Annotated in this window: 16 protein-coding genes; 10 read left to right on the forward strand and 6 right to left on the reverse strand. The window is 57.9% G+C overall.

Annotation, left to right across the window (positions count from 1 at the left end):
- Nucleotides 1–10: 10 nt before the first annotated feature.
- Together G536_RS32120 and G536_RS0109840 are read right to left on the reverse strand one after the other, a co-directional pair.
- Nucleotides 11–1,558: a hypothetical protein gene (locus tag G536_RS32120; RefSeq protein ID WP_157530531.1), complete on the reverse strand. Its 1,548-nt coding sequence runs from the start codon at nucleotides 1,556–1,558 to the stop codon at nucleotides 11–13.
- The gene (locus tag G536_RS0109840; RefSeq protein WP_022823423.1) at nucleotides 1,551–2,105 is read right to left on the reverse strand and encodes an RNA polymerase sigma factor; all 555 of its coding nucleotides are present in this window, start codon (nucleotides 2,103–2,105) and stop codon (nucleotides 1,551–1,553) included. Before G536_RS0109840 ends, G536_RS32120 begins: the two co-directional genes overlap by 8 nt.
- Nucleotides 2,106–2,322: 217 nt before the next feature.
- On the opposite strand from G536_RS0109840, the gene G536_RS0109845 reads away from it, so the two are divergent.
- From G536_RS0109845 to G536_RS0109865, 5 genes are read left to right on the forward strand one after another with little or no spacing between them, the layout of a single operon-like run.
- On the forward strand, nucleotides 2,323–3,120 hold the full coding sequence (locus G536_RS0109845) for a PhzF family phenazine biosynthesis protein (RefSeq protein ID WP_022823424.1): 798 nt from the start codon (nucleotides 2,323–2,325) through the stop codon (nucleotides 3,118–3,120).
- Nucleotides 3,121–3,124: 4 nt separating this feature from the next.
- The gene (locus G536_RS0109850) at nucleotides 3,125–3,514 is read left to right on the forward strand and encodes a DoxX-like family protein (RefSeq protein WP_022823425.1); all 390 of its coding nucleotides are present in this window, start codon (nucleotides 3,125–3,127) and stop codon (nucleotides 3,512–3,514) included.
- Nucleotide 3,515: 1 nt separating this feature from the next.
- Nucleotides 3,516–4,253, forward strand: coding sequence for a DUF2071 domain-containing protein (locus G536_RS0109855; protein ID WP_022823426.1), 738 nt, complete (start codon nucleotides 3,516–3,518; stop codon nucleotides 4,251–4,253).
- Nucleotides 4,250–4,987: a class I SAM-dependent methyltransferase gene (locus tag G536_RS0109860; RefSeq protein WP_022823427.1), complete on the forward strand. Its 738-nt coding sequence runs from the start codon at nucleotides 4,250–4,252 to the stop codon at nucleotides 4,985–4,987. Before G536_RS0109855 ends, G536_RS0109860 begins: the two co-directional genes overlap by 4 nt.
- Nucleotides 4,988–5,383: a hypothetical protein gene (locus tag G536_RS0109865; RefSeq protein ID WP_022823428.1), complete on the forward strand. Its 396-nt coding sequence runs from the start codon at nucleotides 4,988–4,990 to the stop codon at nucleotides 5,381–5,383. It begins immediately after the preceding gene.
- Nucleotides 5,384–5,574: 191 nt separating this feature from the next.
- Here the strand turns inward: G536_RS0109865 and G536_RS0109870 are convergent, their stop codons facing one another.
- The 4 genes from G536_RS0109870 to ruvC form a co-directional block, all read right to left on the reverse strand.
- The gene (locus G536_RS0109870) at nucleotides 5,575–6,291 is read right to left on the reverse strand and encodes a hypothetical protein (protein WP_022823429.1); all 717 of its coding nucleotides are present in this window, start codon (nucleotides 6,289–6,291) and stop codon (nucleotides 5,575–5,577) included.
- The gene (locus G536_RS0109875; protein ID WP_022823430.1) at nucleotides 6,291–7,562 is read right to left on the reverse strand and encodes an LVIVD repeat-containing protein; all 1,272 of its coding nucleotides are present in this window, start codon (nucleotides 7,560–7,562) and stop codon (nucleotides 6,291–6,293) included. Before G536_RS0109875 ends, G536_RS0109870 begins: the two co-directional genes overlap by 1 nt.
- 299 nt (nucleotides 7,563–7,861) lie before the next feature.
- The gene (locus tag G536_RS0109880) at nucleotides 7,862–8,080 is read right to left on the reverse strand and encodes a KTSC domain-containing protein (RefSeq protein ID WP_022823431.1); all 219 of its coding nucleotides are present in this window, start codon (nucleotides 8,078–8,080) and stop codon (nucleotides 7,862–7,864) included.
- 93 nt (nucleotides 8,081–8,173) lie between these two features.
- Complete coding sequence (gene ruvC, locus G536_RS27250) at nucleotides 8,174–8,797, reverse strand: crossover junction endodeoxyribonuclease RuvC (protein WP_022823432.1); 624 nt, start codon at nucleotides 8,795–8,797, stop codon at nucleotides 8,174–8,176.
- A gap of 127 nt (nucleotides 8,798–8,924) precedes the next feature.
- On the opposite strand from ruvC, the gene G536_RS27255 reads away from it, so the two are divergent.
- The 5 genes from G536_RS27255 (at nucleotide 8,925) to G536_RS0109910 (ending at nucleotide 13,383) form a co-directional block, all read left to right on the forward strand.
- Nucleotides 8,925–9,977 (forward strand): lysylphosphatidylglycerol synthase transmembrane domain-containing protein, encoded by a 1,053-nt coding sequence (locus tag G536_RS27255; protein ID WP_022823433.1) that lies wholly within the window; start codon nucleotides 8,925–8,927, stop codon nucleotides 9,975–9,977.
- On the forward strand, nucleotides 9,974–11,161 hold the full coding sequence (locus G536_RS0109895) for a glycosyltransferase (RefSeq protein ID WP_022823434.1): 1,188 nt from the start codon (nucleotides 9,974–9,976) through the stop codon (nucleotides 11,159–11,161). Before G536_RS27255 ends, G536_RS0109895 begins: the two co-directional genes overlap by 4 nt.
- Before the next feature lie 162 nt (nucleotides 11,162–11,323).
- Nucleotides 11,324–11,857 carry a c-type cytochrome gene (locus G536_RS31785; RefSeq protein WP_245575791.1) on the forward strand — a complete coding sequence of 178 codons (534 nt, stop codon included), beginning with the start codon at nucleotides 11,324–11,326 and terminating at the stop codon, nucleotides 11,855–11,857.
- A 75-nt stretch (nucleotides 11,858–11,932) separates the two neighbouring features.
- Entirely contained in the window at nucleotides 11,933–12,190 is a 258-nt protein-coding gene (locus G536_RS0109905) for a hypothetical protein (RefSeq protein WP_026880025.1), read from the forward strand.
- A gap of 2 nt (nucleotides 12,191–12,192) precedes the next feature.
- Nucleotides 12,193–13,383, forward strand: a complete 1,191-nt coding sequence (locus G536_RS0109910; RefSeq protein ID WP_022823437.1) for an ABC transporter permease — start codon at nucleotides 12,193–12,195, stop codon at nucleotides 13,381–13,383.
- Nucleotides 13,384–13,444 lie beyond the last annotated feature (61 nt).

Below are 13,444 nucleotides of genomic sequence, written 5' to 3' on the forward strand. Positions count from 1 at the left end.
GTAGATAGAATTAAGGTTTGAAAGGAAGATCGAAGGAGATTCCACCCTGCACGCCTACGCTCCAAGGGTGGCGTGCGGCCCGCCCAGAGGTAGGATCGGTAATAGAGTTGAGGAAGTATTGCGCCTGCGGCCGAAGCGTCAGCCACAGGCCGGGAGCTGCCTGGTAGCCCACAAAAGCACCCGCCGTAAGCGTCAGATTCAGTTGCCGGAAGCGGCGGGTACTGTCACTAGGCTGCCACTGTTGCTGCTGGCAGTTGCAGGCGCCGCCCTCGGTGGTGCGGGCGCTCAGCAACAGGGCCGGTGCAACTCCGGCCTGTACGCCGTAGCGCCACCGGGTAGTAGCACCGAGCAGATAGTGTGCTTCCATGGGCACCGTAAGCAAGCGGTAATAGTCGCGCAAGCGTGTGATAACTAACGGCACAGAATCCGCTTTCTGTAGGCGCAGATACAAGCTGGCGGCTACTTCCGTGTAGCCAACCCCTACCGAAAGCGAAAGGCGGGGCGTGAGGGTTCGGGCCACCCCAAGTTGCATGCCATAGCCCGCCGCGGGCCGTTCCAGTTGTTCCACGCGCCGCACATTAGCCCCCAGTTTTCGGTACGATACGGTAGGCCCGCCCAACGCCTGTATGGCCCAATTGGGTTTGATAGGCTGTGGCTGCCGGACTTCCGGAACCAGCACGGCAGTTGGCCTTGGCAGGGGTAACCCCGGAAGCTGCAAGCGCACCAGCAGCGGCAGCAAGCGGCCCCCAAATAGTGTTGTCTGGTTAGTCGGCAAAGAGCTACTACCGTAGGCCGCACCTTCACTGCTCAAACCCGCAGTAAGATTTTTTGCTGCTTCTTGCTCCGGATGAGTTTCCTTATTCGTTGGCTCCGCGTAAGTGGTTTCCAGCGAAGCAGCAGGTATCTGCCGGCGCGTTGGATTTGGATATTGCTTAGGCAATACCACCAACGCAACACCTGCTCGTGCTTTGTGCTGCTTACGGCCCTCGCTAGTTGTTGACGTAGCTGCTAGGGTAGCGCCCGAGGCTTCCGACTGAGGCTGCGTGGCGCTATCGGGTGCCAGTACCTGCCGTGGTGCTTTTCCAGTAGGGTCAGTTAGCCGCCCTGCTATAAGGCCGCGGTCCGCCTGCCTACTAGCTGTTGGTGCGGTTTCCTGCGTTGCCACATTAGTACCAGGCTGCGTTTCGGGAGTGGCTAATGATGGTGCCGCTCCAGTATTGGGCGACAAGCCAGTACTAGGTGCCTGCGCAGCAGCGGATTGGGGGCGGCTTGAACTGCCGCTGGAAACGCTGGCATCAGCTTGCGCGCCCGGGGAGACAGTGGCAACAGCAGCCGGCGTACTGATTGGAGTAGGACGCTGAGTACGCGTGCTGATAGTCAAGTAAGACACCGTGCCCACTAGTAATAGCACTAGCAAAGCGCCTCGCCACCACCGACGACGCCGGTTTGGTACCTGCTGTCGGATACCGGCCCACACCGATTCGGGCGGCGGGCTGCCGTATTCTTCCAGCTTGCGCCGGAGGTCGTCGTAAAATTCTTTCGATTCGCGTTCAGTCATGGTAAGGAGAACTATTCGCTTGCGCGAGTATTTTATCCTCTAAGAGGCGGCGGGCCCGGGAAAGCTGCGACTTACTGGTGCCTTCCGAAATGCCCAGCAATTCTCCAATTTCGGCGTGCGTGTAGCCCTCAATGGCGTAGAGGTTGAGCACGGCCCGGTAGCCTGGAGGCAGGGTATTTATCAGAGCAACCAAGTCATCGGCGGACAGCTGGTCGAATGGCGTGCCATCGGGGTGGTGCAGCTCGGCAGCCTCGTCGGGTTCCACCTGGGGGCCGCGCAACTGGTGCTGGTGCCAGAGGTTGAGCGAGGTAGTAACGGCAATGCGGCGGGCCCAAGCCTCGAAAGGGCCTTGTCCCCGAAACTGGTCGAGGCGGGTGAAGATTTTCACAAACGTGAGTTGTAAAGCGTCTTCAGCTTCTGCCCTAGATGGGCAGTAGCGCAGGCACACCCCCATCAGTCGGTACGCTAGCTGGTCGTAGAGGGCCCGTTGGGCCGAAGGGCGCCCCCGCCGACAGCCTTCCAGAACAGCATCAAGAGTGTGGGCCATCGGCAACCTGGATAGAGAAATAAAGATGTAATCCGCTAGCGTTCTGCACCCATGACCGGCCCCGGCCCAGTAGCGTTGCGTTGGGTACCAACTTTATTTCTAGAGGCTGTAATATAAGCTCTTAGCAAAGGCTGCACCGCGCCAAATACAGATGCTGCCGGCAATTTCCAGCTTCGCCACTACCTTAATGGCTTGCCACCTGAATCTTTGCTTTGCCATGACTTTCCCTATCTACCAAATCGACGCCTTTTCCGACCGGCCTTTTGCTGGCAACCCTGCCGCGGTGTGTCCGCTGCCCGAGTGGCTGCCCGCCGAAACCATGCAGGCCATTGCCGCCGAAAACAACCTCGCCGAAACCGCCTTTTTTGTACCCAAAACCGGCCACGAGTATGAAATACGATGGTTTACGCCCGCCGTGGAGGTAGAACTGTGCGGCCACGCCACGCTGGCCTCGGCGCACGTGCTATACCAGCATCTGGGCTTTGAAGGGCCGGAAATCGTGTTTCAGTCGGCCAGTGGCCCGCTGCGGGTGCTGCGCGAAACCAACGGCCGCCTTACCCTGGATTTCCCGAGCCGCCCGCCCCAGTTGCTGACCTCGCACCCCAACGGCCTACTCGACGGCTTGGGCGCTACGCCGCTGCAAGTGCTAGCCGGCCCCGATCTAATTGTGTTGTTTGCCACTGAGGCCGAAGTGAGCGCCATTCAGCCCAACCAGGCGCAGCTGGCGCAGGTGGAGTACCGCGGCGTAGTAGTTACGGCGCCGGCTGCTGATGCAGAAACCGATTTTGTATCTCGTTTTTTCGGTCCGCGGGTGGGCGTGCCCGAAGACCCAGTAACTGGCTCAGCACATACCACACTCGTGCCGTTTTGGGGGGCGAAGCTCGGCAAAACTACCCTCAAGGCCCGGCAAGTATCGGCGCGGGGTGGCGAGCTGTGGTGCGAATTGCGCGGCGAGCGGGTACTCATCAGTGGCTACGCCGTCACGTATCTGCGCGGCGAAATTGAGGTGGGGTAGCGCAATGCAAAAGTATATCGTTCAACACTTCCTGCGCTATAGTATAGCCCTGGTATGGCTGATCAACGGTCTACTATGCAAGGTGCTGTATCTGGTGCCCCGCCATGAAGCCATTGTAGCGCGCATACTTGGCCCTGCCTATGCTGGTCCGCTCACACGGCTGATTGGCGTGGCAGAAATAGTGATGGCCCTGTGGGTACTTAGCGGGCGTTGGGTAAAGCTTAACGTGGCCATTCAAATAGCCTTGGTGCTAGGAATGAATATGCTGGAGTTCTTGCTAGCTGCCGATCTATTGCTGTGGCACGAGTTCAATCTGGTTTTCGCGGGCTTGTTTGGGCTTGTGCTATATTACTACGGTTTTAGGCTACACCCGAATTCCAATTCCACCTGGTAGCATGGCTTGGCTAGCACATCATCCATTTGGCGTAGAGGCACATTTGGCCCGCACCACGGTCGTTACGTTTGCTGTGCCCGCCACCGAGTTGCAGTCCTTGATTCCGGAATGCCTGACGCTGGATACCCTGGATGGTACCTGGGGCTTTGTAGCCGTGGCAATGGTGCAAACCAACGCGTTGCGCCCGCAAGGACTACCGGCGTGGCTTGGCAACGATTTTTTTCTGATTGGCTACCGGGTATTCGTGCGCTACACCACGGCAACTGGTAAGCGGCTCCGCGGACTTTACATCCTCAAATCGGAAACCGACAGCTTGAAAATGCAGTTGCTAGGTACGTTGTTTACTAGCTACCACTACAATACTATTGACGTCCGATATTCCGCTTCAGCAAACCACTTTGCCTTTGAATCTCAGAAGGCAGAATTAATTGTTAGCGTTGAAATACCCCCAACGGAGCCAGCATTGCCGATTGGGTCGCCGTTTGCTACTTGGCAGCAGGCCCGGCGTTTTGCTGGCCCGTTACCGTTTACCTTCTCGTATCAGCCGGCCAAGCAACTAGTGCGGATTGTAGAAGGAGTGCGGGAAGAGTGGCGTCCGGTGCCAGTGCAAGTACACCAGGCACAGGTCGGATTTATCAAGCAGTTGCACTTCAGCGACGTACGGTTGGCCAGTGCCTTCACAATGGCTAACGTACCGTATAGCTGGAAAAAGGGCCGCACTGAACTCTGGCACGCGTGAGAAAACTAGGCCAGGGCGTCTGGAACATCGTTCGATTCAACTGGCACTTCTATGTAGTGGCTGGTGCGGTAGTGCTTTTGCTATGCATTGTGGGTATTTACGGCAATGCGGGTTTGCAACCGTACGCCTACGGGTTAAGCTTTCTGGTAGCCGCTCCTACCATCGTGTCACTGCTGGTTTCCTGCTACGTGTATGACACGCCAAAGCTCTATAGCTTGGCTTGGATGAGCCCCCAATGGCTGCCTAACCAAGGAACAGTGGTAAATATTCATGCTGGATTCGATGAAACCAGTGCTTTGCTACAGCACCACTTTGCTGATGCAAAGCTAGTAGTGCTCGATTTCTACAACCCAACCGAGCATACGGAAGTCTCGATTCGGCGTGCCCGGGCGGCGTATCCTGCATTTCCGGGCACGCAGCAGGTGCGCCCTCAGGCCCTACCTATTCCTACCGCAAGTGCCGACTTAGTGGTTGTGATGCTGGCTGCGCACGAGATACGCCAGCCCACGCAACGGCTTGCCTTTTTCAACGAAATACGCCGAATTCTGCGTCCGCAAGGAAGAGTGTTAGTAGTCGAGCATCTGCGCGACCCGGCAAATTTCCTGGCTTACACAATTGGGTTCCTGCATTTCTATTCCCGCTCAATATGGCAAGGCGTATTCCGGGCGGCCGGGTTACACCTGGAGGAAGAAAAGAAAATAACCCCCTTCGTATCTGCTTTTATACTTCGGTAAATGGAACTGCAACTCAAGGTTATTGGCGGGTTGCTGGTGGTGCTGGCACTACTGCACGCTGGTTTTCCACGCTACTTCGATTGGCCAACTGAATTGAAACCTTTGAGTTTGATTAACCGGCAAATGATGTACGTGCACACCTTATTCATTGCTCTTGTAGTACTGCTTATGGGGCTGTTGTGCCTGAACTGTGCGTCAGAGTTGGTTGGAACTTCGCTAGGCCGAAAAGTTGCGTTTGGCTTGGGGCTCTTCTGGCTGGCCCGGTTACTGGTGCAGTTCTTTGGCTACTCCAGTGCCTTGTGGCGTGGCAAGCGTCTCGAAACCACTATTCACATAAGTTTTTCTTTGCTGTGGACTTACTTAGTGGTTGTCTTCTTCACGGTATACTGGCAATGAAAATCGGTGCGCTTTGAAGGCAGGTTTTTGTGCATCCGGCTCATAGAGTAGTAGCGTAAAGGCAGGCAAGTGGCAACACTATCAAGTATCTGCGAAGCCAAAAAGCAGTACGGTCGTTCTTCAGCTTCTGGGGGTATCCTCAGTGTTGAAGGCCGGCCATACTGCTTTTGGCGGTGAGTGGCGAGTTTAGGTCAGCGCAGCGCTACGCCTATCTTGAAGCCCGCCGGAAAGTAAAACCCCTCGTGGCCGTAATTGGAAGAACCGGAGTGGTAGCGGCCACTCATTTTCCAGGAGTCGCCGCGGCTCTGGCTTTCGCGCCAGCCAAACCCCACGTAGAAGTCCAGAAAAACCGGGCCGGGTGGCAGCGGTGCCTGGTAACCTAGCTGCACGCTGGCGCCGTAGCGGTTGATGGTTTCGGTGTGGCGGCCGTTGCGCAACTCGTACACGGGCGCCCCGTTCGGGCCTTCCACTACCTTCCAGCCCAGCCCCTCGTGTGACAAAGCAAAGTGCTGGAACTGCGGCCCGTAGCTGACATACCAGCCCGATGGATAGTCGGTAGAAAATGTAGGGTCTAGGTACAGGCGGTGGTGCACTTGCAGGCCCACGCCGCGCACTTGCCGGTTTTGGTCGGGGGAGAAGGGGTTATCAATAGGAGTCTCGCCATTGGGGTTGCCGGTAGGGCCGGCGTAGGCCTGCGCAGTAACGGCGAAACTTTGGTTCGGGTGTTGCTTCCAACTTCGCTCTGCTTCCAGCCAATAGCCACTCACCACCACGTATTGGGGCACAGCTTTCACCAGCAACGTCCGGGTAGGTGGCGTGTTCTGCCCCTGTGCTCCGCCCGCTATGCCAAGTAGCAACGCAGGCAGCAACAGCCACAGGCAACAGTAGCCCGCACGAGTAGTCGGCATCAGAGCTGTGGTGTAATGGGCAACAAGCTCAGCTGCTGGAGCGCGGTGCCGGTGTAGCTATACTGATAAAGCCCTTCGGTGCCAATGGCCAGCAATACGCCGCCATTCGGAATTACATCAAACACCTTGACGGGGAAAAACTGGCGCTGGGTGAGGGTGGGGGCCTGGCTGGTGTCAAGCACCTTTAGGCCGTCTTTGTCGCAGATAAACAGCTGGTTGCCATCAACACCCAGGCCTTGCGGCCCGGTCATGGGGTAAGTGCGGGCCAGGCGCGGCTGGCTCAGATTAGTTAGATCAATAACCTGGAGCTGGTTGGTGCCGCCGCCGCACGCCTGGCCGCTGCGTAGCGTTACGTAGGCGTACCGATCGTCTACTACCACCGGGTCGCAGCTTACAGTGTGCTGATAGTAGGCGACTTGGCGGGGCGTTTGGGGCACGGCGGCATCGAAGATGTACATGCCGCGCTGGGTGCCCAAAAACAGGTATTGGCCTTTGGGGAAGATGGTTTCGACGCCGAATTGCAGAGCGAAGTTCGAGCCGGAAGAAGGCTGGGCTGGATCACTCAAATCGAACAGGCGTAGGCTTTGCTCATCCACGGTGTAGAGCGTTTGCCCCAAAATAGCAAACCGGGCTAAAGAGCCGCCTTTGCCTACCGCGCCGGGCGCGGCCGAAGTGGAAGAAGCGTTGGCCATAAAGATGCGGCCGTCTCCCCACCACCGGGGGTCCGGGTTGGGGTTGACTGTGTACGGAATCTGCACCTTTTTCCAACCTACCACCACCGAGTTGGCTGGGCGGTTTTCGGGCAGGGATTCCGGGGGGATGCTGGCCCACCGTACGGGCATTGGCAGCTCGCGGAAGGCGTTGCGTACGCGCCCTCTTATCTGCACGGCTTCGGGGTTGCTGATGTCGATGGTTACTAGGTCGGGGCCATTATCGGCGTAGAGCAGGTTGCCTTTCACGGCCAAATCCACGTTGCCGGGAATGCGCAGGAAGCTTATTGGGCGCGGCTGGGCAGGGTTCTGATTGTCGATGATGTGAATACCCTCGAACCGCTCATTTATAAACAGGTAGCGCCCCAACAGGTATATTTTGCCCGCCTCATGCATGGGCCGCGCCGGCAGCGCACTTACCGACTGCTCCAGCACCGTGCGGTCCATGAGCTGTGGGGCGTAGCCTTCGTAATACGCAACGGTGGGGTCTTCTTTCTTGCCACAAGCCAGCAGCCCCAGCAGCAGTAGCCAACTGAACAGGTAAGTAGATAATTTAGTCATGGAATAGGGTAGTAAAAAGTGGAAGGATGTACGGCGCAGAGGCAAGCCTCTTTCTTTTCAGAGCCAAAGACTTACTGGAAAGTTGCAAGCCAATAAGTGGATTTTTACACACCTATTCTCAGGCCCTTACAAACCACGGTAGCATCACCCAAAGTTGCTTTGCGTGTTGTTATGAACTACTGGCTTTCTGGTAGCAAAAAGCTGCCGAGCCGATTCCATCTTAAGTCGGATAAACGCCGGAAAATGGGCTGCCACTAAGAAGCCGGCTGCGGTTCATGACAGTATAAGCAGGCGCTTATCTACTTGCGAATCTGCTCCCGTGCGTAGCCACCCCGCTCTACCACCTGCTCTACGAACATGGCCTTCCCGGGCACTGCCAGCAAGGCTTGGTACATCGGTTCAGGAACTCCGGTATAGCGCACGATGCTGCCGTTGCGCCACTCTATTTCCAGCACCAAAGTAGTGTCGTCGTAGCCAACGGCTTTCAAGGAAGTAGAACGGACTGGTCGGCGCTGCATATAATTGATAGTAAGAGGTATAGTAACGTATTAAGTAATTGTAGTAATAAGAGGTAACCTCTTCTGCGGCTTGAATTCGCCGGCGTTGGTGACTTACTTGGAGGCCACCTTCTTTTTCTTGCCGGCTACTGGGGCGGCTACCTTGCTGGGGTTGTCGGCCAGAAACTTACCCCAGCTTTTGCCCCCGGCTTTGGCGTTGTTGCCTTTCTGGTAATGGTGGCACAAGGCCACGGCCAGCGCATCGGTAGCATCCAGGAACTTAGACGCCTCGGCAATGGGCGGCAGCGTGAGCGTCTGGCGCAGCATGTGGGCTACCTGCTCCTTGGTGGCCGTACCCGTGCCCGTCACCGACTGCTTCACTTTGGTAGGCGCGTATTCCACGTACGGAATCTGGCGGGAGAGGCAGGCGGCAATGGCCATGCCCTGCGCCCGGCCCAGTTTCAGCATACTCTGCACGTTTACGCCGTAGAAAGGCGCTTCAATGGCCAATTCGTCGGGCAGAAACTCGTCAATCAGCTCCAGCATCCGCTCGAATATCTTCTTCAGCTTGAGGGCGTGGTTGGAGCCCATCTTCTGCATGTCAATCACATCATAGCGCAGCACCTTCACACGCTGGCCCTGCACCTCAATCAGGGCATAGCCCATAATGTTGGTGCCAGGGTCGACGCCCATAATAATCTTGGGTAGTAAATCGGTGGGAGCGAGGGGCAGAATCATTCGGGGGGATCAAATAGTGATTAGCAAGTAGGTAGACTGCCGCTGCGGTTGGTAGCAGTGAAATGCCAACACATATGCAAATAGTGTAGGTAACTTGCCGACGCTAACCGCTTTTGTTGCTGTCATCTTGCCCGACCACCTTTCACAAAAATACGCTGAAAAGCCGGAACGCACCACGCGCCGCAAGTGGCTAGTGGTAGGGGGCAAGCTCCTGATAACCCTGCTCACGCTAGGGCTGCTCTGGCATTCGGTGGTGGCCGACGCAGCTACGGCGGCGGCTTGGCGGCGACTCCTCACGTCCACGCTTACCGGCGAGGGCCGTACGCCGGTGCTGCTGGCCCTAGCGCTGGTGCCCGTGAACTGGGGCGTGGAAGCTTGGAAGTGGTGGCGGCTGGCTCGGCATTTAGAACCCGTTTCGTTCCGTCGTAGTTTCCGGGCAGTACTGGTGGGCCTCACGCTGGGCTTCGTAACCCCCAACCGCGTAGGCGACTACGCCGGCCGCATCATCGAACTGAAAAGCCGCCGCCTCGATGCGCTGGGCGCCGTGTTTCTGGGCCGCTATGGGCAGCTGGTGGTTACGGTGCTGGCCGGTACGGCAGGCTTGGTGTACTTCCTGCTGACCTTCTACTTGTACGATTACCCGGCTACCGGACTGGGGGTAATAGTGGCTGCCGTGCTGGTAAATGCCGCCGTGCTGCTGCCGCTTTACCGCTCGCGGCTGCTGCTGGCCGTGCTGATGGCCGTGCCGCCGTTGCGCCGCTTCCGCCGGTTTCTAGCCGTCATGCCTACCTATCCGGCGCAGGCCATCCATGTGGTGCTGGCACTGTCGGGGCTGCGGTACGTGGTGTTTTGCGGGCAGTTTGGCTTGCTGCTGTACGCCTACGGTGCCCATGCGCCACTGGGGCCGGGTGCGGCCGCCGTGGCGGGTACTTTTCTGCTGAAGTCGTTGGTTCCCTCGCTCAATGCCTTAGCCGATGTAGGCGTGCGGGAGTTGTCGGCCACGCATTTATTTGGCTTGCTGGGCGAGCCGGTGCTACCCGTGCTGAGCGCCAGCCTGAGCTTATGGGTACTGAACATCGCCCTGCCCAGCGCCGCCGGATTGGGCTTTGTGCTGCGCTTGAAAGTCTTTCGCAAAAAGAAACCAGTTGGTGCCACCACCCAAGCTTCCGCTGCCTCATGAAAACTACTGTTCTGGGTTTGTTGCTGCTGGCTGCTCCAGTTGCCTACGCCCTCCGGATGCTGCAATTCCGGCGGGCGTGGAACTCGCCCCCACGTCCTCTTACCCAAGAAAAGAAGTTGGAGAAGGCCAACAGCCAACAGCCAACAGCTACTAGCTCTGGTGCGCTCCACCCGCAACTTTCTGTCCTGATAGCCGCCCGGAACGAAGCCGCCAACCTGCCCAACCTTCTTGCGGATTTGCAACGCCAAACTCTGTCGCCTGTTGCCTTCGAGGTTATTGTCATCGACGACCATTCCACCGATGCCACGGCGGCAATAGTGACGGAGGCGGCCCGAACCAGTGCCGTCCAGCTACGCCTGTTACAACTGGCCAATTTGCCCGATCCTGCCCGCAGCGGCAAAAAAGCCGCCTTAGAAGCCGCCATTGCCGTCGCCCAGGCTCCGTGGATTGTCTGCACCGATGCGGATTGCCGCGTGCAACCAAACTGGTTGGCTGCCCACCAGCAAGCCCACGACCCGGATGCTCAATTTGTAAGTGGGCCGGTGTTGCTTACCGGACAGGGCGCGTTGGCGGCGTTGCAGGGGCTGGAACTGGTAGGGCTGGTGGGCAGTGGCGCAGCAGGCATTCTGCTGGGCGCCCCCACCATGTGCAACGGCGCCAACCTTAGCTACCGCCGCGCCAGCTTCCACGCGGTAGGTGGCTACACTGGCAACGCCCAAGTGGCCAGCGGCGACGATGAATTTCTGCTGCACAAGCTGCACGCAATGTTTCCGGCGGGCATCCGGTTTCTGCAAGACCCACAAGCCACAGTGCGTACCGCCGCCCAACCAACCCTGCGGCAACTGCTCCGGCAGCGGGTGCGCTGGGCCAGCAAGTGGCAGCACTACCAAGCCGCCGCTCCCCAACAGCTAGCTGTGCTGGTGCTGGCTGCCAACGTGGCGCTGGCCGGTGGGGCTGTGGCTATGCTGGTGCAGCCCATTCTGGCGTCCTGGGTGGTCGTTGGCTGGACTATGAAGCTGGGGGCCGATGTACTGTTTCTGACGCCGGTACTGCAGTTTTTCCGGCGGCGGCGCTGGCTGGTCTGGGTGCCGGTGCTACAGTTGGCGTATGCGCCATATGCGCTGCTGGTGGGCTTGGCGGGCCTGCGTGGCGGCTACGAGTGGAAGGGTCGGCAGTTGCGTTAGCCGTTCTCCGTGGCAGCACACCGCTAGAAAGCAAGTGCCTGAACGGTAGCAAAGAAATAAAAAGGTGGAAATAATAGGGATGCTGGCGTTTGGCAACTACTTTTTCGAGTAAGTCAAACAGTTTCATCTAACCGCTGCGCTATGTCTAATTTCAGCCTGAAAATGATGTTCCCCCTGTTGGTCGTGGTGTTGGTATTTGCTATTGGTGGGGTGTTTTTCGCCGCCACCGGTCTTGTAACTCCTCTTGCCGATGCGGGTGCGGTCCGCGCCGACACCGATACGCCGGCTTTAACTGAACAATCGTTATGCGCAGGATCTGGAGAGGATAGTACCACCCAGTCTTTAGAAAATCGGCTTCCTGTTTCTCCTGAGCAAGCTGTTGCCATTGCCGCTGGCGACGCCCTTTTCAAAGGCAACTGCGCCCAATGCCACGCTGTGAATGATGTGGTAGTAGGACCGGCGCTGGCTGGCTTGCACAAACGCCGCCCAGTTTCCTGGCTGATTCCCTGGATCAAGAATTCCAGCAAAGTGGTAGCCAGCGGCGACGAGTACGCCGTTAAGATTTTCAATCAGTACCAGAAGCAGCAAATGCCCAGCTTCGCCCTTTCCGACCAGGAAATCCGGCAGATTCTCGCTTACCTGGAAGTGGAAAGCAATTCCAGCATGACAAGATCTACTGCGGTTGCCCTCAACTAGCCATCATGCGCCCGGCAGGCAGCTAATCCGGCCGGTGCGCGCTACCTTTGCCCGTACTCCCCGTTCTTATTGCCCGTGACTGACCCTGAATTCGACATTCTCGACGAACTGTATTTCGTTACTTCTTTTCGTGATTTACTCCAGAAAACTGGCTTGTCTGAAGTTGCTCTGAAGCAGGGGCTGCGTGGCTTGCTGGAACAAGGCCTCATCCGCAGTTTCTGGCCCGACCCCGATACCGAGCTAGCCTACGAGGAAAGCTCGTTCGGGGCCATCAGTCAGGACTGCTACTATCTGGCCTCTAAAGAAGGTCTGCTGCAACACAATACCCGCTAGCGGTGGCCGGGGCCGTCATATCAGGACAGCCAAGCGCCGCGGCTATTGCCCGGCCGCCGGGCTACTACGTGCGCCAGCGCCTACTACAAAACCGACCGGCTATGGCGGGGCTGGGCTTTATTGTGCTGTGCGCTTTAGTGGCCGTGCTAGGCTATTGGGTGCTGCCCGACAATTCGCCGAATGCCAACAACAGCCTCGTGCAGTTGCAAAAGGAGCCGCCGGGTTTTCGGGCCACCATCCTGCGCCTGCCGCTCCCCGAAGCTGCCCGCTCCACCGCCGCCGACAATCTGCTGACTACTTGGCTGCATGGCCGCGCGCCCCGTTACCAAGAAGTGCCTATAAGTAGCTACCGGTTCGTGGGCGACTCGCTGTTCACCCAGCCTTACCGCAACCACTCCGCCCTCGCCGACCAGCCCCGCCACTACGCCCTAACCGAACTGGCCGGCCAAGCGGGTTCGGCCGCTGAGCTTCGGCAAGTAATAGAGCAAGAGCGAATTATCAACCGAACCTACTGGCTGGGTACCGACAAAGCCGGCCGTGACGAGCTGAGCCGGTTGCTGCTGGGTACGCGTATTTCGCTGGGAATCGGGCTGGTAGCCGTGTTGATTTCGTTGGTGCTAGGCATGACTATTGGCGCGGTGGCTGGCTACGTGGGCGGCTGGCTGGATAGCTTGTTGCTGGGCCTGATGACCGTAGTGTGGAGCATTCCGGGTATTATGCTGGTCATTGCCATTTCGCTGGCACTGGATTCTAAAGGTGTCTGGACCTCTTTTGTGGCCGTGGGCCTAACTATGTGGGTGGACGTGGCTCGCGTGGTGCGCGGCCAGATGCTGAGCTTGCGCGAAAAAACCTTCGTGGAAGCCGGCCGGGTTCTGGGCCTGCCCCAGAGTCGCCTGATTGCCCGCCACTTACTGCCCAATATGACCGGGCCGCTGATTGTCATTGCAACCAGTAATTTTGCGGCAGCTATATTGCTCGAAGCGGGGCTGAGCTTTCTGGGGTTGGGCGTGCAGCCACCGGCGCCGTCGTGGGGGCTGATGGTGAACGAGGGGTTTCAGCTACTGGGCACCGAAGCCGGCTTGTGGCTTACGCTGCTGCCGGGCCTAGCTATCAGCTTACTGGTGCTGAGCTTCAACCTGCTTGGCAACGGCCTCCGCGACGCCTACGACCCGAAAACACCCTTGGATGGGTAAATGGCTTACTTGATAAATGGTTGAATGACCAACCACAGAACAGAACAATCAACCATTTATC

It is taken from the genome of Hymenobacter norwichensis DSM 15439, assembly GCF_000420705.1.
GTDB lineage: Bacteria > Bacteroidota > Bacteroidia > Cytophagales > Hymenobacteraceae > Hymenobacter > Hymenobacter norwichensis.

Bases quoted from the DNA above. Each gene is read 5' to 3' on its own strand.
- G536_RS32120 (WP_157530531.1), bottom strand. From the start codon at position 1,558: ATGACTGAACGCGAATCGAAAGAATTTTACGACGACCTCCGGCGCAAG.
- G536_RS0109840 (WP_022823423.1), bottom strand. From the start codon at position 2,105: ATGGCCCACACTCTTGATGCTGTTCTGGAAGGCTGTCGGCGGGGGCGC.
- G536_RS0109845 (WP_022823424.1), top strand. From the start codon at position 2,323: ATGACTTTCCCTATCTACCAAATCGACGCCTTTTCCGACCGGCCTTTT.
- G536_RS0109850 (WP_022823425.1), top strand. From the start codon at position 3,125: ATGCAAAAGTATATCGTTCAACACTTCCTGCGCTATAGTATAGCCCTG.
- G536_RS0109855 (WP_022823426.1), top strand. From the start codon at position 3,516: ATGGCTTGGCTAGCACATCATCCATTTGGCGTAGAGGCACATTTGGCC.
- G536_RS0109865 (WP_022823428.1), top strand. From the start codon at position 4,988: ATGGAACTGCAACTCAAGGTTATTGGCGGGTTGCTGGTGGTGCTGGCA.
- G536_RS0109870 (WP_022823429.1), bottom strand. From the start codon at position 6,291: ATGCCGACTACTCGTGCGGGCTACTGTTGCCTGTGGCTGTTGCTGCCT.
- G536_RS0109875 (WP_022823430.1), bottom strand. From the start codon at position 7,562: ATGACTAAATTATCTACTTACCTGTTCAGTTGGCTACTGCTGCTGGGG.
- G536_RS0109880 (WP_022823431.1), bottom strand. From the start codon at position 8,080: ATGCAGCGCCGACCAGTCCGTTCTACTTCCTTGAAAGCCGTTGGCTAC.
- ruvC (WP_022823432.1), bottom strand. From the start codon at position 8,797: ATGATTCTGCCCCTCGCTCCCACCGATTTACTACCCAAGATTATTATG.
- G536_RS0109895 (WP_022823434.1), top strand. From the start codon at position 9,974: ATGAAAACTACTGTTCTGGGTTTGTTGCTGCTGGCTGCTCCAGTTGCC.
- G536_RS31785 (WP_245575791.1), top strand. From the start codon at position 11,324: ATGATGTTCCCCCTGTTGGTCGTGGTGTTGGTATTTGCTATTGGTGGG.